This window comes from Marinobacter sp. bablab_jr008 (assembly GCF_016464145.1).
Lineage (GTDB): Bacteria > Pseudomonadota > Gammaproteobacteria > Pseudomonadales > Oleiphilaceae > Marinobacter > Marinobacter nauticus.
In genome coordinates this window covers 18,218-39,705 of the sequence record NZ_JACDWW010000076.1, presented here as the reverse complement: position 1 = coordinate 39,705, position 21,488 = coordinate 18,218, and the positions used below count along the sequence as shown (strand labels likewise).

The following is a 21,488-nucleotide window of genomic DNA, read 5'->3' as shown; positions in this document are numbered from 1 at the left end:
TGTACCGTTAACTTCCTATGGCTTCCTTCAGACCCCACCGTTGGCCAGTGACGCCCTTGCCAGTCGGATTGTCTTCCCCTCAGTCGGGGTGACGCCATCTTCTTTCAGATGGCCGGGTTTGCCAGCTTCGCCGGGCAAACAAAAAGGCCGGGCAGGGTTATCCTGACCGGCCTCTTCCTGAAGTGCCTTCTCTGAATTACTTGCCGATCAGGGACTGGCCGCAAACCCGAACCACGTTCCCGTTCACGCCCGCAGACGCAGGGTTGCAGTACCAGGCGATAGCCTCGGCCACATCTACCGGTTGCCCGCCCTGAGACAGGCTGTTCATGCGTCGACCGGCCTCACGGATGGTAAACGGCATGGCGGCGGTCATCTGGGTCTCAATAAAGCCCGGGGCAATGGCATTGATGGTGATGCCGTTCTTCAGATGACGGGCCATGGCTTCGACATAGCCGATCACGCCGCTTTTGGCGCAGGAGTAGTTGGTCTGGCCGAAATTGCCTGCGATGCCGCTGATCGAAGAAATGCAGACGATGCGGCCGTTTTCCCGCATCAGTTTGCGCTCCGCCAGTTCCTCGTCAATCAGCTCTTCTGCAGTCAGGTTGACGGCAATGGTCATATCCCAGAAATGTTCGGGCATGTTGCCTAGGGTTTTGTCTCTGGTGATGCCGGCGTTGTGGATGACGAAGTCGACACCGCCGGTTTCCTTTTCGATAAAGTCTGCGATCAGCTTTGGCGCCTTTTCATCGGTGATGTCGCAGGCGAGCGCCTTGCCTTTCAGAGCGCCGGTTACTTTCTGCAATTCCTCGAGTGCCGGCGGAATGTCGAGCCCGATGACGGTTGCCCCATCTCTGGCCAGGGTTTCAGCGATAGCGGCGCCAATGCCTCGGGACGCGCCGGTCACCAAGGCCACTTTGCCTGCCAATGGTGCGACCGGATTGGTGGCTTTGGCTTCGTCGGCTTTGCCGATGCGAACCACCTGCCCGGAGACGTAGGCTGAGCGTGGCGACAGGAAGAACCGAACCGAGGAATCCAGCTGGTTTTCAGCATTGGGTGCTATCCAGACCAGGTTCGCGGTAGCGCCCTTTTTGCCGATCTCTTTGCCAACGGCTCGTACGAAGCCTTCCAGTGCCTGTTGTGCAGCGGCCTGGGGCGCCTTGCGGCAGGTGTGCGGGTCCTGGCCAATCACCAGAACCCGGCCATTCGTCGCCAGTTTCCGGATAGTGGGGTGGAAAAAGTCATACAGGGCGCGCAATTCATCCGGTTTCTGCAGGCCGGACGCATCGAAAATCAGTGCCGAGAACTTGCCGGAGACCTCGCCGGTGATATCCAGTGCCTGAGCCTTGTTGCTTGTCTTGGCCGATTCGGCCAGGGTTTCCGGCCCGGTGGCGTGGTGCAGGGTGGCCGGGCTGGCGCCAACAATGCTGCCAAGGGTGGCGATGGCGCGGGCACCATTGCCGGCTCCAATGAGGACGTCGCCCTCAATAAAAGGCTGATCCACTCGCTTGAGGCGTTTCAGCGGGGCCGGTGACGGCAAGCCAAGAGACTGGGCGGCGGTTTTTCCCACCGGGGTATTCACGAGTTTGAGGTAGAGGTCAGACATGTTTTCTTCCTTGTGCATCTGGTTGATTGCAAATTAGCCTAAAGGGTAAGGAATCTTCCAGCTATTGTATTGACTGAACGCAGGTTGTGCGTTGTCAGAGTTGCCAATGAGAGACTGCCGTCAGGCGCTAGACTCATCAACAGTATCGGTGAACCGAAACAGAATCATCTGACTCACAAGGAAACACAGCGATGGCACAGGCAAAGAAAACCTCAGCACCCGTGAAAGGGGCAAGCCAGGGCATTCGACGGGTTGCCGTTATTGGCGGTAACCGTATTCCGTTTGCCCGCTCCAATACTGCCTACAGCAAGATCAGTAACCAGGAATTGTTGACTTCGGCGCTTCGTGGGCTGGTGGATCGCTTTAATCTGGACGGCATGAAAATGGGCGAAGTGGTCGCGGGCGCCGTGATCAAGCATTCCAGGGACTTCAACCTGACTCGTGAATCGGTTCTCAGCTGTGGTCTGACACCTGAAACACCGGCCTACGATATCCAGCAAGCCTGCGGAACCGGCCTGGAAGCCGCGATTCTGGTGGCGAACAAAATCGCGTTGGGGCAGATCGAGTGCGGCATTGCCGGCGGCACCGATACCACGTCTGATGCGCCGATCGGGGTGGGCGAAGGGCTCCGGGAAATCCTGCTGGACCTCAACCGTGCCAAGACCACCAAGGAGCGCCTGAAAATTCTTGGCCGTTTCCGGCCGAGCCATCTGGTGCCGGAGATTCCGGAGAACGGCGAGCCCCGTACAGGCATGTCCATGGGGGACCACTGCCAGGTGACTGCCAAAGAATGGAGTATCGCCCGTGAAGATCAGGATCGCCTGGCCTGGGAGAGTCATCAGAAGCTGGCAAAGGCCTACGAGGAGGGCTTTTTCGACGATCTGATGACTCCCATGGCCGGTCTCGATAAAGATAATATCCTGCGTCCGGACACCACGCTGGAAAAACTGGCCACCCTCAAGCCCTGTTTTGATCGGGAAAACGGCACCATGACTGCAGCCAACAGCACGGCGCTGACCGATGGCGCGTCGGCAGTGCTGTTGGCCAGCGAAGAGTGGGCAAAGGCCCATAACATGGATGTCAAAGCCTGGCTGACCTTCTCCGAAGTGGCTGCTGTGGATTTCGTCGACAAGAAAGAGGGCCTGTTGATGGCGCCAGCCTATGCCGTACCCCGGATGCTGGAAAGGGCCGGCCTGACCCTTCAGGATTTCGACTTCTATGAGATTCACGAGGCATTTGCGGCACAGGTTTTATCTACCCTGAAAGCCTGGGAAGATCCGGGATTCTGCAGGGAGCGCCTCGGGCTGGAAAAACCATTGGGCACCATTGATCGCGACAAGCTGAACGTGAAGGGTTCGAGTCTGGCCACGGGGCATCCGTTTGCCGCGACCGGAGGCCGTATTGTCGCTACGCTGGCCAAGCTGCTGGAGCAGAAAGGCAGCGGCCGTGGCCTGATCTCAATCTGCGCCGCCGGTGGCCAGGGCGTGACGGCGATTCTGGAGCGCTGATTGGGGGGGGTAGGTAATAACCGAAATCTACTTTGACAGTCGGCGGCCAGAGCTATAGTATTCGCGCCACGTTGATCAGGGCTCTCCCTGATTGATGAAAAGTTTGATGCGGGATGGAGCAGTCTGGTAGCTCGTCGGGCTCATAACCCGAAGGTCGTTGGTTCGAATCCAGCTCCCGCTACCACATAAAAGAAAGGCAGATCAGTTGGTTACTGGTCTGCCTTTTTTGTTTTCTGAGTCTGAAATTTTCTCCGTGCCCTCATCGTGCCCTATGCGTGCCAATTTCCGACTTGGATATTTTGGCCCCTCTTCGTTGTTGACCGTAAGTCTTCTGGGGCACGGGGCATTAGCTTCTGCCCGCATGCCAAGAAAGAGAGTCACTTTTCGCCTTCAGATCCTTCCGACTCGTCCGAGACTTCCTTGATGTGCGTGATTAATTGCTCAACCGAACAGTCGAAATAAGTGCATAGCTTATCAATGTTGTCCGTCACTGTGCTGTGGCCGGGGTGGTTGATGATTTTCGACAGTGTCATCCTGTTGATGCCGGTGTCCTTAGCAATTTCACCAATAGTGATTCGTCGTTTCTCGGCAAATTCCTTATCTGCTATCAATTCCTTCAAATGGAAACGGATCATCTCTCTGCTCGTTTGATAAAACAAATAATCAAACGCCACTTGCAATTATCGCTATGTGGCGTATATTGGTGATCAAGTGATAACAAAAGTTATCAACTGATCATTGATTGGCGAAAGGAGATGTTCTCATGAACAACACGTACCTGACAACTGAAGAGCTATCAGAGCGTATCAAGTATGACCCCCGGACCATCCGTCAGTGTCTGAAAGACAGCGTCCTGTTGGAGGGTAAACATTATATTCGTCCATTTGGCGGCCGAAAAATCCTCTACATCTGGGAGATCATCGAGGAGGACATGCTCAGCATGGCTCAGAACAATCTGGCCATCCCGATGGCGAGCGGAGGTGTTTGTCATGGCTAAGGTGCGAGCACGAGTCGATACAAAAAAGCTCTTTATCGATTTCCGGTACCAAGGAATACGCTGCAGGGAGCAGACTCTATTGAGTGACACCGCCCGCAACCGTAAACAGCTGGAGACATTGATCCAGCGAATGGAAGCCAAAATGTTGGTCGGGGATTTTGACTACGCCGAGTTCTTTCCGGGAAGCAAAAACCTCAAAAAGCTTGAGGACGCTGGGGTCCTTCCCACAAATGGTGAGGGTGTTCTTGGTCAGTCAGAATCAGATACTCCTCTGTTCACAGACTTCGCTGACCAGTGGTTTCTCGAATCGAAAATCCAGTGGCGGAACTCCCACACGCGTAATGTGGAATCCATTCTGGCTAGCTCTCTGAAGCCAGCTTTCAAAAATAAACGGGTAGGCGAGATTTCCAAGCCAGACATTTTGGCTGCACGTAACAAGATGGCTCGGCGGAAGGGAAGGGGGGCGAGTGGTTTGATGTCGCCCAAGACCATCAACAGCCACATGACCATTCTGCGAATGATTCTGACGGAGGCGGCGGAGCGGTTTGACTTCACGAATCCCTATCTGAATATCAAGCCGCTGAAACAGCAGAAGGTACACATCGAGCCCTTCTCCCTGAATGAGGTAGAAAAGATCCTCGAAACGGTCAGAGAGGATTACCACAACTACTACCTGGTGCGTTTTTACACCGGCATGCGAACGGGGGAGGTTGATGGCCTCAAGTGGGAGTACGTGGATTTCGAAAAGCGGGAAATCCTGGTACGTGAAACACTCATCCACGGCCAAACCGAGTACACAAAAACGGACGGCTCTCAACGGGAAATTCCCATGTTTGGCCCCGTGTACCAGGCACTCAAATCCCAGTACGAGGCCACCGGCAAGTTCAGCAAGTTCGTATTCTGTAACCGGCTGGGAGAGCCACTGGACCACAATAACGTGACCAAGCGTGTTTGGTACCCTTTGTTGGAACACCTCAAGCTGAAGAAACGCCGTCCCTACCAGACCCGGCATACAGCGGCGACGCTACTCCTCGCGTCGGGTGAAAACCCGGAATGGGTCGCCCGCACTCTGGGCCATTCCTCAACGGAAATGCTGTTTAAAGTGTATTCCCGCTATATCCCGAACCTGACTCGCATGGATGGCAGCGCCTTTGAGCGCCTGATTCAGAGTCGGGTCATCGAAAACGATAAGGAGGTAGGTGATGAAACTGAATGATCTACGCCCGTTGATGCAGGAAACTTTTAAAGGCACCTACCGACTGACGGGGCGTGTTGCCTGTTTTGATGATGAAGGCATTCCGTATCTGAAACTTCGGTTGAGCAGCTGTGCCAGCGACATCGTGGTTCTGGCGGTAATTGGTTCTATATTGATTCCAGAGCATTTGGGCCACATGGATCTGGTCGTGGTCAAAGGGCAAGTGTGTGTTGGTGCGGAGGAAAGTGAGATCCTGCTGACCGATATCCGCCGCCCGTTGCAGGCAGACGTTGCCGGCTTGCCTGCACTGCAGACTTTGCCACGGACGTTCTGCCCTAAGCCGGAGGCATTGGATCAGCTGGTTGCTGCGGTACGGTCTTTGCGGTCAGCCCCATTACAGATGTTCATAAAGCGAGTATTGGAGCGCCGTGACAGATTGGAGGTTTTCCTGAAAGCTCCGGCGAGCAGGAATTACCACCACAGTGAGCCCGGCGGTCTGCTGGCTCATTCCCTAGAGGTGGCGAAGAACGTACTGGTCATGACGGAGGCCAATGAACCCGAGATGCCTTGGGAGCTTCAGGAGCTCGGTTTCGTCGCTGGTTTGTTGCACGACATTGGCAAAACCTACACTTATGATACGTGGGGTAAGCCGACAGCAACCGCAAGGTTGTGCGACCACGCCGACCTAACTCTGGAGGCCTGCGCCTACGGTCTGGCTTATCTCGACAGGGTAGACCCTGATGCGGCGCTTGCACTCCGGCACATTTGGACCTGCGCCTCCCCCGGCGCGCGCTACGGTGCCACCCCTGCCATGACGCTTGCCCGCTATGTTCGTGACGCAGATGCCCAGAGTGCCATGGCTGACAATCAGCGGAAGGCCTACCGAAAGCGCCAGCCAATCGGTTTTGGGCGGCTTGGAAGCAACGTGTATTGGCGGCCATCAATCGAAGCTCATGGATGAGGCAGATGAAAACGACAGTGAGGGGTGTGAGCACGTTGCGGCCACACCCCTTTCTTTATCCGGCGGTGCGAGGGGATAGCGCTTGGGCTAGGAAGCAGGCATTTACCCGCCAACGGTGCTAAGGTCAGGAAAAATATAGCGTCCCTAGTGAAGGATATGCCAAAAATCTACTACCTCCATGGCTTCGCCAGCCGCTTCGATATCAACAGCGACAAACTCAAAACGCTCGCCAGGGTTGGTCCTGTCTATGGTCACGACATCGATTACACCCAAGGCTCGGAAGACGTTATCGAAGAGAGCTTGGACAAGCTGATGCAAGTGAACCCGGATCTTCTGGTTGGGACTTCGATGGGAGGATGGCTGGCGGGTATTCTGGGAGCCGAAGCGGGTATTCCGTTTGTTGCCATCAACCCGGTGACGGAGCCTGCCCACGCTCTCAAGTCCTGGATAGGGCCGGGTGTCGATCATCAGGGGCAGGCCTATCAACTGACGGACGAAGTGGTTTCTAGCTACTATCCTTTCACCCACTATGGCAGCGGGTTAGTACTGCTGGATCAGGGGGATGAACTGCTTCCGTGGAACGACACCGTCAGGGAGCTTGGGGGTTATTTTTCGGTACACAGCTTTGAGGGCGGGAGTCACCGGTTTGAGCACATGGAAGAAGCGCTAGAGCTTGTTCGGGAGCATGTGAAGGATTAATGCTACGAGGGGCTGCGTTAACGACAGTGCGACTGTTCCTCACTCGGCTTCGGTGCGACCGAATGTGTCAGAGCGCGACCTAACACGTAACCGGCTGCCACACTCACCAGTGCTGTCACTGGCCCAATCAGGCCTCCCACTAAGCCCCCAACAAACATCAGTACTACGCTTTTCATACAGACTCCTCCCGCCTTCCTGGCAGCTGTATTAGTCCGAGTATAAAACACTGTGCCCAATGATGGGTTGACCCATACGTATTATCTTTCCAAAATACTGTATATTCAAACAGTATTCGGTGTAAAGCATGTCCTGCATTCTGCTTGGTGACTTTGAATCCTTCTCCCGCCTGAACATTCCGATGTTTCTGGAACGGGTCTCGGCTGGCTTCCCATCTCCGGCGGAGGACTACATTGAGAAAACCATCGATCTGAACGAGCTCTGCATCCAGCATCCTGCGGCCACATTCTTCGTGCGTGTTCAGGGAGAGTCCATGATCGAGGCTGGCATCTATCCCGGCGATGTCCTGGTGGTGGACCGGTCGCTGAGAGCCAAGCACGGAGACATCATCATCGCCAGCCTGGAAAGCGAGATGACGGTCAAGCAGTTGCATTTGACGCCACCGCCTGTTCGCCTCCTTCCAAGGAATTCAGCGTACCGGCCTATTACCGTCGAGGGCGATATGGTGATGGAGGTGTTTGGGGTGGTCACCAACGTCATTCGGTCACTCAAGCGGGGAGGCCAGGGATGACACCTGAATCGGCAGTATCCTTTGTCACCGTAAGACGACGGTTCGATTTTCGCAGCATCGAGGTCGGACGCTGGGTGACGCCCCAGGAGCGGGGCCGGGCAGCCGGCCGGTTTTATCAGGCGCTGTGTGATTTGATGACGATCCTGCGAGGACCGGAACCATTGATCTCCCTAAGGAGCACGCTGGGCCTGCAGTATGGCATCGGCGGCCGGCTGGGCGTGGCGGCGCACTATATCCCTGCCACCCGGCAGCTGGCGCTGGCCAAGAACGCCGGTGCAGGTAGCCTCGCTCATGAGTGGTTTCACGCCTTTGATCACTACATGGGTGGCAAAGCTTACCGGAATGCCGGACCGTTCGGCTTTGCCTTCGCCTCCAGTGCCTGGCTGAACAGCGTAAGCAGTAAACCCCACCCACTGAATGAACGGCTAGGCGCCTGCTTCCAGGCCATCATGCTGACGGAGGACGGCACTGCACCCAGCACTTTGTTCAGGGCCTCCCTGATGGCCGATCAGCACTTGAGAACGGTTTATTACACCAAGCCGGAGGAGCTGTGCGCTCGCGCCTTTGAAGCCTTCATTGAAGACAGCCAGCCGCGTAACCGATTTCTGGTAAACGGAACCGTTCACTCTCATGAAGCCAAGGCGGGTCTGTATCCGCAGGGCGAGCATCGCCAGCGGATAAATGACGCCTTTCAGTGTTACTTTGCCGCTCTCGGGGCTGCGTTGTACCGGGAACAGGCCAAAGCCGGATGAAGACAGCCGTATTCGCCTTGGTGGACTGTAATAACTTCTATGCCTCCTGCGAGAAGCTGTTCCGTCCGGATCTGCGTCATACACCGGTTGTGGTGCTGTCCAACAACGACGGCTGCGTCGTCGCCCGTTCCAAAGAAGCCAAGGCGCTGGGGATCAAGATGGGCGTGCCGGTTCATCACATCAAACCGGAAATTCGCCGGTACGGCATCCAGGTGTTCTCCTCCAACTACACCCTCTATGGCGATATGAGCAGACGGGTTATGACCACTCTTGAAGCCCTGGCTCCGCGAGTAGATGTCTATTCCATCGATGAAGCGTTTCTGGACCTGACCGGCATTGACCGGGTGGTGTCTTTCGAGCACTTTGGGCGGAAGATCAAGAACACGGTTTATCAGAACGTCGGCTTGCCAGTCTGTGTGGGCATTGCACCTACGCGAACCCTGGCCAAGCTGGCCAACCATGCCGCCAAGAAGTACCCGGCAACCGGCGGCGTAGTCGATCTGACGGACCCCGCCCGGCAACGGCGGCTGATGGCTCGCGTACCGGTTGAGGACGTATGGGATGTCGGGCGAAAACTCCGTGCCAGGCTTCAGGCCATGGGCATAGTCACGGCGTTACAGTTAGCGGATACCCATCTGGCAACGCTCAGAAAACAGTTCTCTGTCGTGTTGGAACGCACGGCCCGCGAACTCAACGGCATTCCCTGTGTGCCGTGGTATGAAGTGCCACCGCCCAAGAAACAAATCATGTGCTCCCGTTCATTTGGTCAGCCCCTTCAAAAACTGAGCGACCTGGAAGAAGCCGTGGTGCACTTTGCGACTCGCGCTACCGAAAAACTTCGGGGAGGTCAGCAGTATGCGGGAGAGCTGATGGTGTTCATTCGAACGAATCCGTTCAAGACGACGGCACCGCAGTATTCACGCAGTGCCAGCGTGAAGCTCATCCAGCCCAGCCAGGACTCCCGGGTTATTGTGCAGCAGGCCCTGAACCTGCTTCGACCGATGTACCGGGAAGGATTTAATTACGCAAAGGCCGGCGTTATGTTGGGGGAGCTAGTGGAAGAAGTGGGGCTTCAAGAGGATCTATTCCAAGCGGCCCCGGAGCAGGTGCCAGACAATGGCAGATCGGAGCGCCTGATGGTGGTGATGGATACGATCAACCGAAAGTCCAGGGCGACGGTCTACATGGCCAGAGAGGCAGGGCCTGCGGCCTACGCGATGCGGCGGGGGCATTTGTCGCCGGCGTATACGACCAGCTGGGATGACTTGCCAAAGGTTCGCTAGTAAACATAAGCGAACATTCACGGCTGCTCTTTCGCACACGCTTCTTTCAACAAAAACACTTCGATATTTATCAAATCGTCTAACTGAGAAGCTGGCTTTTTGGTTTGGCTATGTACTGCAAGAAGGCCCGGGCTGTTCTTGGCGTTTGGAATGTCTTGTCAACAGCGCAAAGAAAAGCAGAACAATCAAATTGCCTCTTGCACATCTACCTACTAATAGGTGGATTAATTGGCGCATGTTTAATGACCAACAGAGGCAATCAATGAAAATCTACGATATCGAAGGCTTCCCGAACCCGCTCCGCGTTCGCATCGCTCTGGCAGAAAAAGGCGCAACAAACCAGGTGGAATTCGTCCCGGTCGATGTCATGGGCGGCGAGCACCGTTCCGAGGCGTTCAAGACGAAAAACCCGGATGCCACCGTGCCCATGCTGGAACTTGACGACGGCACCTGCATCGCCCAGTGCAATGCCATCACCGAATATATCGACGGCGTCTTTGATGGTCCGTCCCTTATGGGTACAACCCCAGCGGAGCGTGCCCGTATCGCAATGATGAATCTGCGGGCAGAAAACGGTCTGATGAATGCCGTGGGTGCCTATTTCCATCACGCGACCCCCGGGCTTGGTCCGGATCTGGAAACCTGGCAGTGTGCTGAATGGGGTAATAAACAGAAAGAAATTGCCAGCGCAACCATGACCTATCTTGACAGCGTTCTGGCGGACAATGAGTTTCTCGCAGGCGACAGCTTCTCGGTCGCAGACATCACCGCCTTTGCCGGCCTGGGGTTTGCGGATTTCGCGAAGGTGGACATTCCCGAGTCCCTGACCAATCTCCAGGCCTGGCGCGCAAAAGTCGCAGCCCGTCCTTCAATTGCCGGGTAATCCGAAACCTTCGGATTTAATGTAAGCGCTGAAAACATGAAGGGCACAAAAGGGAGGAATAACATGGAGATCAATGCAGATTTCTCCAAACCGGTGGTTATGCATTCCGACCAGATTGAATGGCAGCCCTCGCCCATGAAAGGGGTGGAGCGGCGCATGCTGGACCGGATCGGGGACGAAGTTGCCCGCGCCACGACCATCGTGCGTTATGCGCCGGGCAGTCATTTCTCGGCGCATACCCATACCGGTGGAGAAGAATTCATCGTACTCGATGGCGTGTTCCAGGACGAGCACGGTGACTTCCCTGCTGGCACCTACGTGCGCAACCCCCCAACCACGTCACATATTCCGGGCTCTGAAACGGGCTGCACGATATTTGTGAAACTGTGGCAGTTCGACCTGGCCGACCGCACCCAGTTCAGCAAGAATATGGAGGCCGAGCTGGGCGCCCCAGTGGGCGGCGTTGCCACCGCAAAGCTGCATGAGGACGATCGTGAGATCGTGACCTACAGCCAGCTCGATGCGGGGGCGACACTGACCTCTGAGGCGCCCGGCGGAATCGAACTGCTGGTGGTCGAAGGTTCGGCTATCAGGGATGGCGAGGTGCTGGCCAGGCATGACTGGCTGCGCCTCCCTGAAGGACACAGGTTGTCCGTGACGGCCGGGGACGACGGCGCCAAGATCTGGATGAAAACGGGGCACCTGCGATTTGCCGGGGCACCGAGGGTATAAGCCCGGCAATAGCGGGATTGAAAAGGCAGACAGGTGAACAACCATGAACCGTGATACCAGAACAGCCCTGATGGATCTTGCCGAGCACACCGTCCGGTCACGGGGCTTTGACGGGTTCAGCTACGCGGATCTGGCCGAGGCCATCGGCATTCGAAAGGCCTCGATCCATTATCATTTCCCCACCAAGGCGAAGCTCTCCGAAGCCTTGATCGAGCGCTATCAGACCAGTCTGCAGCAGGGTCTGACCGAGATAGACGCAGCCCATGCCAGCGCTGGCGCGCGCCTCAAGGCACTCATTGCCCTGTACCGCGGGGCGTTGCATGATGGCCAGACCGTGTGTCTGTGCGTTGCCTTTTCGACCTGCCGCGAAAGCCTGTCCGACACCGTTATTGCCAGAGTCGGCGCCGTTCGCGCAATGGTTCTGCAGTGGATTACGGCAACGTTTGAACTGGGACAAAGGGATGGATCCGTCTCGGCCATCCTGGGTCCCGCCGATGAAGCGCAGGCGACCCTGGCGATGCTGGAAGGGGCCCACCTTGCCGCGCGCACCGAAGAAGACCTCGCCGTGTTTGATGCCGCAACGCGACTGCTGCGCGCCCGCTGCCAGTAACGACGGGACAGGAATCGCGCTTTGATGTACAGAATCGCTACGCAAATTGACTCATAACGAGCGAAAAGGAGCAAACAGATGATGAGCACCCTGAAAACAGCACTGGCAGCAGCCACGCTGTCACTCACTGTTGCAAGTACGCAGGTACTGGCAGAAACGCAAACCAGAACCATCGAGTATCAAGTCGGCGACGAGACCTTCACCGGCTACATGGCCTGGGATGATGAATTCGGGCAAAAGCGTCCGGGGGTTCTGGTGGTCCATGAATGGTGGGGGCACAATGAATTTGCCCGGAATCAGGCAGAACGACTTGCCTCGGCCGGCTATACGGCGTTTGCGCTGGATATGTATGGCTCTGGCAAACAAGCCGACCATCCCGATACCGCCCAGAAGTTCATGCAGGAAGCCACTCGGGACATGAGTCAGGTCAAGGCGCGCTTCATGAAGGCGATGGACATCCTGAAGAACCACGAAAGTGTTGATGCGTCCCGAATTGCGGCACAGGGTTATTGTTTTGGCGGCGCCGTGGTTCTCAACATGGCGCGCATGGGCGTCGATCTGGACGGCGTTGTCAGCTTCCACGGCGCGCTCGGCAGCCCCCTCACGGCTGAACCCGAGTCCGTGAAAGCCAGGATCCAGGTGTACACCGGCGGTGCCGACAAGCTGGTCCCCTCGGATCAGGTCGCGGGCCTGGTCAAGGAGATGCAGGATGCCGAAGTCGACCTGACACTGGTGAGCTTTCCCGGAGTACTGCACTCATTCACCAACCCAGGCGCCGACAAGATCGCCGAGGAGTTCGGCATGCCGGTTGGTTATGATGAAGAGGCTGCCAGCCGTTCCTGGGATGGCACCATGCGTTTCTACAAGGCCATCTTCACCCAGTAACACAAGCGAGTGCAAACAAACCGAAACCGGCAGTATTTACAGTGAATTCTGGAACACCAACCGAAAAGCATGATGAGGTGCAACATGGCAACTGAGAGTTTACCACTGTTCGATGGAGACAATCGTCCAGGCTACAAGTCGCTGGGCAACTCGGGGCTGTTCGTATCCGAACTGTGCCTGGGCACCATGACCTTCGGCGGCGATGAGGACATCTGGGGCCTGATCGGCCAGTTGCAGCAGGAACAGGCCGACGAACTCGTGAAGATCGCCCTGGAGGCGGGGATCAACTTTATCGATACCGCCAACATCTATGGTTTCGGCGCCAGTGAGCGCATCGTCGGCCAGTCCCTGAAGAATCTCGGCGTTCGCCGCGAAGATGTGGTGCTGGCGACCAAGGTGCTTGGCCCCATGGGGGCTGGCCCCAATGCCCGTGGTGCTTCCCGCGGCCATATAATGAGCGAATGCAAGGCGAGCCTGGCGCGCCTGCAAACGGATTATATTGACCTGTACCAGATCCACGGTTTTGACCCGGCCACACCGATCGAGGAAACTCTGGAGGCACTGAACACCCTGGTGCAGCAAGGCCATGTGCGTTACGTGGGCCTGTCCAACTGGGCCGCCTGGCAAGTGATGAAAGCCATCGGCATCACCCGGGCCCGCAACCTGTGCCCGATCATATCCATGCAAGCCTACTACACCCTCGTAGGTCGCGATCTGGAGCGGGATATTATTCCGATGCTGGAATCTGAGAACGTCGGTCTGATGGTGTGGAGCCCACTGGCCGGGGGTTACCTGTCCGGTAAATACGAGGGGCCGGACGTTTCCGAAGAAAACCGGCGCGCCAAGTTTGACTTTCCGCCCGTCAACCGCGAGCGGGGCAGCGAAGTCATCAAGGTTATGCGGGAGATTGCCGATGGCAAACAGATCGACGGCGAACCGGTCAATGTGGCACAGATTGCCCTGTCATGGCTGCTACACCAGAAGCCTGTGACCAGCATCATCGTTGGCGCCAAGCGGCCCGAGCAGCTCAGGGACAATATCCGCGCGGCCCAAATCCGCTTGTCCGACGATGAACTGGTAGCCCTGGATGAAGTCAGCCGCCTGCCCGAGGAGTACCCGGGCTGGATGATGAAGATGATGGCGGGGTACCGGGATCCGGTAAAGCCGGGAGAATGATGTCGCCAATTGATATCACGGGTAGCCGCGCCGCTCTGGTGCGGCTACCGGGGGAGGAGAGCATGAATATATTGTAAAACGCAGAAGCGCATGCCCACTGATCGCTTTATTGGATTTGCCGGCTGTTGCTGAGGCTGAGTTAGGCTGATCGATTCCATTTTAATGTTCGCGCTGGACCTGTCTGGAATGTAACCCCTGCTTATACAGGTCTCTTTACAAGTTATAGGTTTTGACAACCCTCGAGATCCCCAGTACCGATAAGCCCGAGACTCACTCTAAAAAGTCGCAAAGTGCGAAATGTCAATCATGCATTTCAACTTCCGGCAATGGCAATGCCTGGCTCTACTGCCGTTAAGTTGCGTCAAGAAAGCCAGATTCCTGAAAGGACAAGCAACATATACTCCTATCCGAAACCAACGTGTGCCTTTCCCCAGACAGAAGCACCGGCGTATAGACAAAAACAAAGAGCTATGGAGTGTATTAATGGCGATCTTCCCCCGGTTTTCGGTAAGGGCGATATCCCTTACAGTTGCAATACTTTCCGCAGGATTCTCTCTTTCTGCCCAGGCCAGCATGGGCAACATCGGCACCACCTACGGGGTAATGGCGGTCGACGTGGCCACAGCTCAGTCTCTCTCAATGTTCAATGATCAGGTGTCTGCCACCTACTATAACCCTGCATATCTGACAAAAGATCCCAAGGGTGAGCTGACCGTTGGCCTGCTTCATGCTGAACAGGAACTAAGGGCGGAAAGCCCTCAGCGCAATAGCGATATACTCGCCGATTCTCCGAGCCAGCATGTGCTGATCGGCATGAAAACCAATCTCACCTCAATGACTCGTTCTGACCATCCGATCTATCTTGGCTTCATCGCGGGAGTGGAGAAATACGGCAAGGAACTGCTGGCTTTTTCTTCAAATACATCGGAAAGCGGCCAGTTCCTGGAGTACGGCAAGGAGCCCCTGTTCCTCAATATCGGTGCTGCCACCACTATCTGGCGTGGTATTGATGCCGGCATTTCGGCAAGGATCACGCTTGAAGCCAAAGCCGACCTCGATGCGATATCGAACCTCGCCGGTGAGACACAGCGTGAGCGCCTGTCTGTTAATGCCGAGCCCTCTGTAAAGTCAATTGTCAGTACCTCCATCAACTGGGGCAAAACCTTCTGCCCTGAAAATGGCTGTTGGTTGAGCGGCTGGGAAACGGCCCTGGCCTACCGGGCAAAATCAGCATCTTCCACTAGCGTCGATGCAAACATCATTGTCAGCCAGACGATTCCCGACCCGGGACTTGCCCTTGCGGTCACGACGATCGACTCCTTTCAGCCGGAAACCTGGGTCATCGGCACTCAGTATCAAGGTGACGGCTGGCGCATTGGCGGCAGTATCGAACAACAGAACTGGTCAGAACTGGAGGACGAATTTGCCGGCGACACCATTAAGGATCAGGCCAGCCTTTCCCCCGCTGCCCGGATGCAGTTTGACGACATCCTGGTCCCTCGTATCGGTGGCGAGTACAGGTTAAATGATAACTTCATGTTCCTTACTGGTGTCGCCTACAGAGAATCCCCCCTGAAAACCACTCGAAACCGGGAAGTTAACTACCTGGATACCGACAAGATCTCTATTGGACTTGGCCTCAGTGCAACGTACAACCGTACCCGTTTTCTGGCCTACCCCGTTCGCGTGGACCTCGGTTACCAGTATCAGATGCTGCAAAAGCGCGACTTCACCATTGTTGATTTCAACGGAAACGAAGAAGACGTTACTGCGGATGGCGATATTCACGTGTTCAGCGGCTCAGTTACGCTGAAATTCTGAAGAGGTGCGGCATGAAAAGAACAATTATTGCATTGAGTGTCACCACGTTACTCGCAGGCTGTGGCGGTGACGAGCAAACAATGACCCAAAGCTCAACACCCGGCTCGCTAATGTTTGCCTATCCGGCTGACTCAATGTCGTCAGGCAGTGATCAGCCCGATGTCACGTCCACCGTTCCCACAACGGCACCTGTTTTCCTGCGTTTCAACAAGTCCATCGACACACCGTTGACTGACATTCCCGATTCTCTGATCCTGAAGGATGCCACCGGAAACGAGGTTACCCTCACCGACGTGATGTTTACTGATGAAGACAAGATGGGGCTTGCGGCAAAGCCGGACAAGGCGCTTGCGCCGGGAACCAGCTACACCCTGACCTCAGAGGGCCTTCAGGCTGGCGGCACACCGGTGTCACTGACCGCAGATGGCATCAGATTCAGGACAGAACCGGCCACATCCGGCCCTATCCTGAGCCAGACCGAAGGCACCGGATTTGAACTGGCGCGAGCCATTCCGGACGGAGGGAACGACTACCCCGTCACGGACTTTACGACATTCCGGCTTCAGTTTACCGAGCCCCTCGACCCGCAATCGGTGGTTTACGGCCAGACCATCCGCCTGACGGACCAGGACGGTGAACCGGTGAATGCCGAAGTATACGCCAAGGGCCACCGGGTCACGGTGGATCCGGAAGGCTACCTGGATCCGGGCCTGACCTATAACCTGACCGTGACTACCGGCATCAAAAGCGCTCTGCTCGATGATGCCCTGTCCGAAGATCACACACTGACCTTCAACCCGATCGATTCCCGCTCCCCGACGGGCAAGCGCCAGATCATGGGCCAGGTAGCTGAAAGCATACCCGGCCAGTTGCCACTGACCGGTGCCGATTACAACTCGGTAAACCTGAGCTCCCTTCTTCTGGGCCCGAACAACCCGACCAGTGTCACCGGCACCGTGTTCGCGGAACTGGGCTTTATTCCCAAATTTGAAGCGGCGGGCCAGAGCATTCCCCTGAGGATCGACCGGGGCACCTTGCTCACCGGAAGCTCCGTGGTCGTCAAGGTCGCCGGCGCCGTGCCGGCCGGGTTCGAATCCGAAGCCGTCGAAGTTCGCTTTCTCTCGGATGCCAATGGTTTCCTGATGCCCAACCCCTATACCGATGCAGTGGATGCACCCCGGGTGCTCGAGCTCTACATCGATATGGCCCTGAATACCGGGAACACTGTTGCCAACGGCGCCCTTGGCCAACAGCTCATGCACGTGCAGCTCGTGGGCACCGCCATCGTCGAGGACGGCAAGCTGAGCATCGAAGCCGTTGGCGTTATTGAGCCGGACGTGATGGGTATTGACACGGCCTCAGGCCTGATCTCCTTCAAGCTGAACGGCTTCCGCAACGTCGAAGATGCCCCGCTGCAGGCCGACTTCGCGGACACCGAAGCGCCCTTCATCACGAGCTGGGTGCCCGGCACTGACAATCAGGCCAGGCTTCGCCCGGGCGACAATCTGGTGATCTACTTTAACGAACCGCTGCTCCCATCATCTATCAATTCCGACAACATTCAGCTGGAAAAGGATGGGGTGCTGGTTGATGCGAACCTGAAGGCCGATGGCGGCAGTGTGGTGATTCATCCGGCGGAACCATTGGTGCATGGCGCAAGCTACGTTCTCAGGCTCAATCCCAATGGGGCTTCGTCGCAAAACGGGTCCGGTTTGCGGGACCTGGCCGGAAACACCTTTGCCAGCCAGATTGCCCTGCCGTTCCAACTCAGCCCGACCGAGCCGGGCACGCCAATGGACCAGTCGCCGCTTGCGCTGATAACCCGGCCCGGTTATCCCTGCGCCAAAGCCGGCATTGATATCAACGCCGGCAACCAGGGACGTTGTGCCGGGGGCAAAGCCGATGACGACTTGCTCCCCCTTGGTCAACTCGAAACCGACAAGCCCATTATCGTCCGTTTTTCCCTTAACATGGACCCACAAACCATCGTCCCCGGCATCACTCTGACGGTTGAAAGGCAAACGGATACTGGCCAATGGGAGGAAATTGCGACCTCCGAATACACCCTCACGACCGAGCCACGGTCCCTGACCATTACGCCCCTGGTTCCGTGGGAGACAGGCAGCCTCTACCGCTATACGCTGAATGCCGCCAATGATGACAACTCAGTGATAAAGTCAACTGCGGGGCTGCCCCTGCAAACCGTCCTGCTCACCCAGGGTAAATGGGATGCAACCCACAGAACCGAGGGCGGCACGGCGCTGGTGAACTACTTCACCGGTATCGAGAAGAAGACTGCCACCTACCTGCCGCTGAGAAACCTGCCGGCGGCCGATGCCAATGCGGATCTGGACTATACAAAAGGTCTTGAGGCCGGCTCTCAAACAGGAGAAAGCGTTGCCAACGCGGTAGGCTTGGCATCCAATGGAGTCGAGTCACTGAATCCTCCTCAGCAAGATTCTCTTGTGGTTGACGCTGAAATTGGATGTGAAGTCGGGCAAAGCTGCCGGGAAGACAAATTCATTTATCTGACAGCCATGCTTGATACCTTCGTGGCAGGAACACCGGACGACCAGGGCAGGGTACCGGTGGAAATTTCGCCATCTGTGTTAGCCACCACATCCAGCGATGTGTGGGTCAAAATAGATACTGCGTTACTGGATGCATTTGCAAGCATTGGGCTTGCAGACACCGGCATTGAGGCTAACGAAAGTATCTCGACCGGTCCGCTCATGATGCGCATAAGATACCCAAGGGATGAAAAGGGGAATGTCAAACCGCTGACGGGCTTTCTATACACCAATGAGCAGGGCCAGTTTACCTTCGAGCTCAGTCTGGACGTATATCTGGATGCACCTTACCTCAACCCAAGCATTGGCCCGGCCGAGCTTGACCATAACCTGCGCAGCTATCCCATTCAGGACCTGGGTGGTGACCGCTTGACGCTGAGAGGGCCTGTGACCTTTCTCCAGGATGGCCGCATACAGATCCAACTGCTTAATGTCGAGAGGGTCCCGATTGACGTTGAAGTGCGAGGAGATATTACGCTCAACTCGAATAATGTAAGTGGTATATGCAGTCTGGTTCCTAACCTTTGTAACCCGATCATCAATCTTTTGGGGCTGAATGCAGACACCGTTATCCATCTTGAAATCCCTCAAGGTAAGCTTTCTCTCACCTATCTCTCACCAACCACACAGCAGTAACCCCAAGAAGCCCTGGTTCAACAGCCAGGGCTTTTTGCTTCAGCCTGAGAAAATCGAAGGGAAGATTGCAGTCAGGGAGGCCGTTTTGACCAGGAGGGGTGGATTGCACTCACAAAGCCACTGCGATGCCCTATTTTCCTACCTCAGAGGCTTGAGCATTTAAATATTCCAACAGATCATTCAAGCTGTGATGATACATGCCGTAGAACTTCTCCAGCTCAGCCAGTTTGGCCCGATTGCGGTCATTCGTGATCGTCGACCTGGCTTCCGCGACGACCGATTTTGCGGTCTGATATCTTTTTATCTGGCCTTCCAGGAAAGCAGCATAAGGGTTGGGACGAATTGAAAAAATCCTGCCGTTCACCTAACGCTGAACGACGTTCGACAATGCCCAACCGTTCAAGAAAGCAGGTATTCGTACTCACGCTGGTCTTACTGACGCGCAATAGTCCTACCAACTCTGACGAACTGACCGGGTCATCAGACACGATGAGGACCGCCCAGATTTCTCCTCCTATACGAGAAAGCCCGTCTGATTGGGCTAACTGGCCCATGCGTTCAATAAAGCGCGTATCTGATTCAGTGAGTGTTTTCATAGTTAAAGGGGCCATGCGGACCCTGCCAAACCAGCGCATCTGAACGCGTCTTGGCGCTTTTCCAGGCGGCTGGTGTTCAGGGTCCGTCGGAAATGTGCCAGAGCAAACCCGAAAAGGGCAGCCCCGACAAAGGCGATGGCCAGGAACTGCGGCCAGACGGTGGCGAAGCCCGCGCCACGATAAAGGATCGCCTGGGCCAGCATGATGTCCCGGACTGAACTTCACGGATGAGCGGGCTATAAGCGTTGCCCTCCCGGGTGATTTCGTCAGTCACTCTAACCCGGATTTCTCATAGTTACCCAGCAAGTCTCGCAGACTGAGCGGGTTACCGCCATGGCCGCTCAGGTGCGGTCATGAACGCCTAATAATTGATCAGTTTCTATTGCTTGGACGCACTGCCCCCTTTCCCCCATTGCATCGGGCCGGGGGAGCCCGGGCATCTACCCCGGAACCAGGCGGCGTACCAGATCCGTGAGTTCGTCTTTGTAGGGGTAGCTATCACTCATCAGCACCCGGATTCGGCGGGTATTGCGGATGATGACCGCGCCAACCCTGATCAGCTTCAGCCGCAGGTTGTTGGCGCTCATCCGCTCGAACGGCGTCTTTTTCAGGTGCGCTCGTAACCGCTCGAACAAGGTGTAAGCGAAGCCGGACAGGATCAGCCGCCATTGATTGGTCCACCACTGAACGCTCGACGTTCGATCCGCGAACAGATACAGCTGCTGATCCTTGATCCGGTTTTCCATATCGCCTCGGGCGCAGTACTGTTCGTAATAGAGCTTAAAACCGTCGTCATAGCGGGAGCTGATGACAAAGCGAGGATTGGAGCCAAGCTCGCCTTCTTCCAGGCGGGCCACCACCCAGCGAGGGAACTTCCAGGAATGCGCCTGGTACCGGAACCGATAAGTGGCGGAGACTTTTTCACCGACTTTCTGGTGCGTGTCACGGACCAGTTGTGATGGCGCCTCCACGTCTTTAATCAACCGGCTGTTTTTGCTGATGCCGACCAGGTAATCCACATTATTCCGGTCGCACCAGCTCAATAGACGAGGCCGATAGAAGCCACTGTCACCCCGGAACACGATGCGTGTATCGGGCCAATATTGCCGGATAAACTTCACCAGCAGAGCCAGAATGGCCCAGCTGTGTCGGCTGTCACTGCGGTTGCTGGTGCGCAGGTAGCTCACCAGCAGGTGACGGCCGCAGAACACGTACAGCGGAAAGTAACAGTGGTGGTCGTAATAAGCGTTAAAGAACTTGCCGGGCTGGTCGCCATGAACGGGGATATCGGTACCGTCAAAATCCAGCACGATTTCCTTCGGCGGTGTCTCGTGCTGTTCGATAAAATGCTGCCATAGCAATTCGTGGGCCTTGACCACCGAGTGTCTGTCTACTTGCTGTTCCATCCGGCACAGCGTGGATTTACCGGCTAAATCGCTCTCTTTACCAACCGCGGTTTGCAGGGCCTGATCAAAACGCAGCGCCTCATGATCGTTCAGGTCTTCGTATCCTGCCGCCACGCCGAAGACTCGTTGCCGAGTCATGGTTTCCAGCTTGTGCCGCACCAGCATTGGATTCCGTGAATCGTTAAGCACCGAGGCCAGACGCTGAGTCAGGCGGTGTTGTTTGTCGACTTCCCGAAGCAGGAGCAACCCGGCATCGGAGGTGATATGACCACCGGAGAAATCGGCTTCAATTTTACGGCGAACGAGTGGCGAGAAGGTCAGTTTTTCAGGTACCATTTTGGAAGCGGCTGTTGGTGCTTTGGTGATGGTGTAAGGTCCTGAAACTATAGCACTTTCAGCCGCTTCTTTTTATGCCGCATGAGAAATT

20 protein-coding genes and 1 tRNA gene are annotated in these 21,488 nt (G+C 56.0%); 17 read left to right on the top strand and 4 right to left on the bottom strand.

From position 1 onward, the window contains the following. Window positions 1-196: 196 nt before the first annotated feature. Entirely contained in the window at window positions 197-1,603 is a 1,407-nt protein-coding gene (locus tag JIF53_RS15755) for a 3-oxoacyl-ACP reductase (protein ID WP_041656364.1), read from the bottom strand. Between the two features lie 191 nt (window positions 1,604-1,794). Between JIF53_RS15755 and JIF53_RS15750 the strand changes: the two genes are divergently transcribed. Together JIF53_RS15750 and JIF53_RS15745 are read left to right on the top strand one after the other, a co-directional pair. Further along, on the top strand, window positions 1,795-3,111 hold the full coding sequence (locus JIF53_RS15750) for an acetyl-CoA C-acetyltransferase (protein WP_199453249.1): 1,317 nt from the start codon (window positions 1,795-1,797) through the stop codon (window positions 3,109-3,111). A gap of 107 nt (window positions 3,112-3,218) precedes the next feature. Further along, window positions 3,219-3,295 (top strand) — tRNA-Met (locus tag JIF53_RS15745). 193 nt (window positions 3,296-3,488) lie between these two features. Here JIF53_RS15745 and JIF53_RS15740 read toward each other — a convergent pair. Next, on the bottom strand, window positions 3,489-3,746 hold the full coding sequence (locus JIF53_RS15740) for a helix-turn-helix domain-containing protein (protein WP_008170359.1): 258 nt from the start codon (window positions 3,744-3,746) through the stop codon (window positions 3,489-3,491). 128 nt (window positions 3,747-3,874) lie between these two features. On the opposite strand from JIF53_RS15740, the gene JIF53_RS15735 reads away from it, so the two are divergent. From JIF53_RS15735 to JIF53_RS15670, 14 genes are all read left to right on the top strand, one after another. Next, window positions 3,875-4,108 carry a hypothetical protein gene (locus JIF53_RS15735; RefSeq protein WP_008170356.1) on the top strand — a complete coding sequence of 78 codons (234 nt, stop codon included), beginning with the start codon at window positions 3,875-3,877 and terminating at the stop codon, window positions 4,106-4,108. Further along, window positions 4,101-5,324 carry a tyrosine-type recombinase/integrase gene (locus tag JIF53_RS15730; RefSeq protein WP_039881820.1) on the top strand — a complete coding sequence of 408 codons (1,224 nt, stop codon included), beginning with the start codon at window positions 4,101-4,103 and terminating at the stop codon, window positions 5,322-5,324. Before JIF53_RS15735 ends, JIF53_RS15730 begins: the two co-directional genes overlap by 8 nt. Next, on the top strand, window positions 5,311-6,264 hold the full coding sequence (locus JIF53_RS15725) for a TraI domain-containing protein (protein ID WP_008170352.1): 954 nt from the start codon (window positions 5,311-5,313) through the stop codon (window positions 6,262-6,264). Before JIF53_RS15730 ends, JIF53_RS15725 begins: the two co-directional genes overlap by 14 nt. Before the next feature lie 156 nt (window positions 6,265-6,420). Then, window positions 6,421-6,963 (top strand): YqiA/YcfP family alpha/beta fold hydrolase, encoded by a 543-nt coding sequence (locus tag JIF53_RS15720; protein ID WP_039881819.1) that lies wholly within the window; start codon window positions 6,421-6,423, stop codon window positions 6,961-6,963. Window positions 6,964-7,267: 304 nt separating this feature from the next. Further along, window positions 7,268-7,711, top strand: a complete 444-nt coding sequence (umuD, locus tag JIF53_RS15715) for a translesion error-prone DNA polymerase V autoproteolytic subunit (RefSeq protein ID WP_008170348.1) — start codon at window positions 7,268-7,270, stop codon at window positions 7,709-7,711. Next, window positions 7,708-8,463, top strand: a complete 756-nt coding sequence (locus JIF53_RS15710; protein WP_008170346.1) for a CLCA_X family protein — start codon at window positions 7,708-7,710, stop codon at window positions 8,461-8,463. The genes umuD and JIF53_RS15710 overlap by 4 nt, the downstream gene beginning before the upstream one ends. Next, window positions 8,460-9,746 (top strand): translesion error-prone DNA polymerase V subunit UmuC, encoded by a 1,287-nt coding sequence (umuC, locus tag JIF53_RS15705; RefSeq protein WP_199453247.1) that lies wholly within the window; start codon window positions 8,460-8,462, stop codon window positions 9,744-9,746. The genes JIF53_RS15710 and umuC overlap by 4 nt, the downstream gene beginning before the upstream one ends. A 262-nt stretch (window positions 9,747-10,008) precedes the next feature. Continuing rightward, entirely contained in the window at window positions 10,009-10,629 is a 621-nt protein-coding gene (locus JIF53_RS15700) for a glutathione S-transferase family protein (RefSeq protein WP_008170341.1), read from the top strand. A 63-nt stretch (window positions 10,630-10,692) separates the two neighbouring features. Continuing rightward, window positions 10,693-11,361 (top strand): cupin domain-containing protein, encoded by a 669-nt coding sequence (locus JIF53_RS15695; RefSeq protein WP_008170339.1) that lies wholly within the window; start codon window positions 10,693-10,695, stop codon window positions 11,359-11,361. A gap of 43 nt (window positions 11,362-11,404) precedes the next feature. Beyond that, window positions 11,405-11,971 carry a TetR/AcrR family transcriptional regulator gene (locus tag JIF53_RS15690; protein ID WP_008170337.1) on the top strand — a complete coding sequence of 189 codons (567 nt, stop codon included), beginning with the start codon at window positions 11,405-11,407 and terminating at the stop codon, window positions 11,969-11,971. 78 nt (window positions 11,972-12,049) lie between these two features. Beyond that, window positions 12,050-12,856, top strand: a complete 807-nt coding sequence (locus tag JIF53_RS15685) for a dienelactone hydrolase family protein (protein WP_008170335.1) — start codon at window positions 12,050-12,052, stop codon at window positions 12,854-12,856. Between the two features lie 84 nt (window positions 12,857-12,940). Further along, window positions 12,941-14,032 (top strand): aldo/keto reductase, encoded by a 1,092-nt coding sequence (locus tag JIF53_RS15680; RefSeq protein WP_008170333.1) that lies wholly within the window; start codon window positions 12,941-12,943, stop codon window positions 14,030-14,032. Window positions 14,033-14,515: 483 nt separating this feature from the next. Next, on the top strand, window positions 14,516-15,853 hold the full coding sequence (gene aupA / locus JIF53_RS15675; RefSeq protein WP_008170331.1) for an alkane uptake protein AupA: 1,338 nt from the start codon (window positions 14,516-14,518) through the stop codon (window positions 15,851-15,853). Window positions 15,854-15,864: 11 nt separating this feature from the next. Beyond that, window positions 15,865-19,059 (top strand): Ig-like domain-containing protein, encoded by a 3,195-nt coding sequence (locus JIF53_RS15670; RefSeq protein WP_039881818.1) that lies wholly within the window; start codon window positions 15,865-15,867, stop codon window positions 19,057-19,059. A gap of 242 nt (window positions 19,060-19,301) precedes the next feature. On the opposite strand, the gene JIF53_RS15665 is transcribed toward JIF53_RS15670, so the two are convergent. Next, window positions 19,302-19,655, bottom strand: coding sequence for a GbsR/MarR family transcriptional regulator (locus tag JIF53_RS15665; protein WP_227497733.1), 354 nt, complete (start codon window positions 19,653-19,655; stop codon window positions 19,302-19,304). Window positions 19,656-19,747: 92 nt separating this feature from the next. Here JIF53_RS15665 and JIF53_RS19605 point away from each other — a divergent pair, with 92 nt between their 5' ends. Then, entirely contained in the window at window positions 19,748-19,873 is a 126-nt protein-coding gene (locus tag JIF53_RS19605) for a hypothetical protein (protein WP_264622537.1), read from the top strand. Between the two features lie 222 nt (window positions 19,874-20,095). On the opposite strand, the gene JIF53_RS15660 is transcribed toward JIF53_RS19605, so the two are convergent. Then, window positions 20,096-21,397 (bottom strand): IS1380 family transposase, encoded by a 1,302-nt coding sequence (locus JIF53_RS15660; protein ID WP_199453245.1) that lies wholly within the window; start codon window positions 21,395-21,397, stop codon window positions 20,096-20,098. Between the last annotated feature and the right edge of the window lie 91 nt (window positions 21,398-21,488).

Bases quoted from the DNA above. Each gene is read 5' to 3' on its own strand.
- JIF53_RS15755 (WP_041656364.1), bottom strand. From the start codon at position 1,603: ATGTCTGACCTCTACCTCAAACTCGTGAATACCCCGGTGGGAAAAACC.
- JIF53_RS15750 (WP_199453249.1), top strand. From the start codon at position 1,795: ATGGCACAGGCAAAGAAAACCTCAGCACCCGTGAAAGGGGCAAGCCAG.
- JIF53_RS15740 (WP_008170359.1), bottom strand. From the start codon at position 3,746: ATGATCCGTTTCCATTTGAAGGAATTGATAGCAGATAAGGAATTTGCC.
- JIF53_RS15735 (WP_008170356.1), top strand. From the start codon at position 3,875: ATGAACAACACGTACCTGACAACTGAAGAGCTATCAGAGCGTATCAAG.
- JIF53_RS15730 (WP_039881820.1), top strand. From the start codon at position 4,101: ATGGCTAAGGTGCGAGCACGAGTCGATACAAAAAAGCTCTTTATCGAT.
- JIF53_RS15725 (WP_008170352.1), top strand. From the start codon at position 5,311: ATGAAACTGAATGATCTACGCCCGTTGATGCAGGAAACTTTTAAAGGC.
- JIF53_RS15720 (WP_039881819.1), top strand. From the start codon at position 6,421: ATGCCAAAAATCTACTACCTCCATGGCTTCGCCAGCCGCTTCGATATC.
- umuD (WP_008170348.1), top strand. From the start codon at position 7,268: ATGTCCTGCATTCTGCTTGGTGACTTTGAATCCTTCTCCCGCCTGAAC.
- JIF53_RS15710 (WP_008170346.1), top strand. From the start codon at position 7,708: ATGACACCTGAATCGGCAGTATCCTTTGTCACCGTAAGACGACGGTTC.
- umuC (WP_199453247.1), top strand. From the start codon at position 8,460: ATGAAGACAGCCGTATTCGCCTTGGTGGACTGTAATAACTTCTATGCC.
- JIF53_RS15700 (WP_008170341.1), top strand. From the start codon at position 10,009: ATGAAAATCTACGATATCGAAGGCTTCCCGAACCCGCTCCGCGTTCGC.
- JIF53_RS15695 (WP_008170339.1), top strand. From the start codon at position 10,693: ATGGAGATCAATGCAGATTTCTCCAAACCGGTGGTTATGCATTCCGAC.
- JIF53_RS15690 (WP_008170337.1), top strand. From the start codon at position 11,405: ATGAACCGTGATACCAGAACAGCCCTGATGGATCTTGCCGAGCACACC.
- JIF53_RS15685 (WP_008170335.1), top strand. From the start codon at position 12,050: ATGATGAGCACCCTGAAAACAGCACTGGCAGCAGCCACGCTGTCACTC.
- JIF53_RS15680 (WP_008170333.1), top strand. From the start codon at position 12,941: ATGGCAACTGAGAGTTTACCACTGTTCGATGGAGACAATCGTCCAGGC.
- aupA (WP_008170331.1), top strand. From the start codon at position 14,516: ATGGCGATCTTCCCCCGGTTTTCGGTAAGGGCGATATCCCTTACAGTT.
- JIF53_RS15670 (WP_039881818.1), top strand. From the start codon at position 15,865: ATGAAAAGAACAATTATTGCATTGAGTGTCACCACGTTACTCGCAGGC.
- JIF53_RS15665 (WP_227497733.1), bottom strand. From the start codon at position 19,655: ATGAAAACACTCACTGAATCAGATACGCGCTTTATTGAACGCATGGGC.
- JIF53_RS19605 (WP_264622537.1), top strand. From the start codon at position 19,748: ATGTGCCAGAGCAAACCCGAAAAGGGCAGCCCCGACAAAGGCGATGGC.
- JIF53_RS15660 (WP_199453245.1), bottom strand. From the start codon at position 21,397: ATGGTACCTGAAAAACTGACCTTCTCGCCACTCGTTCGCCGTAAAATT.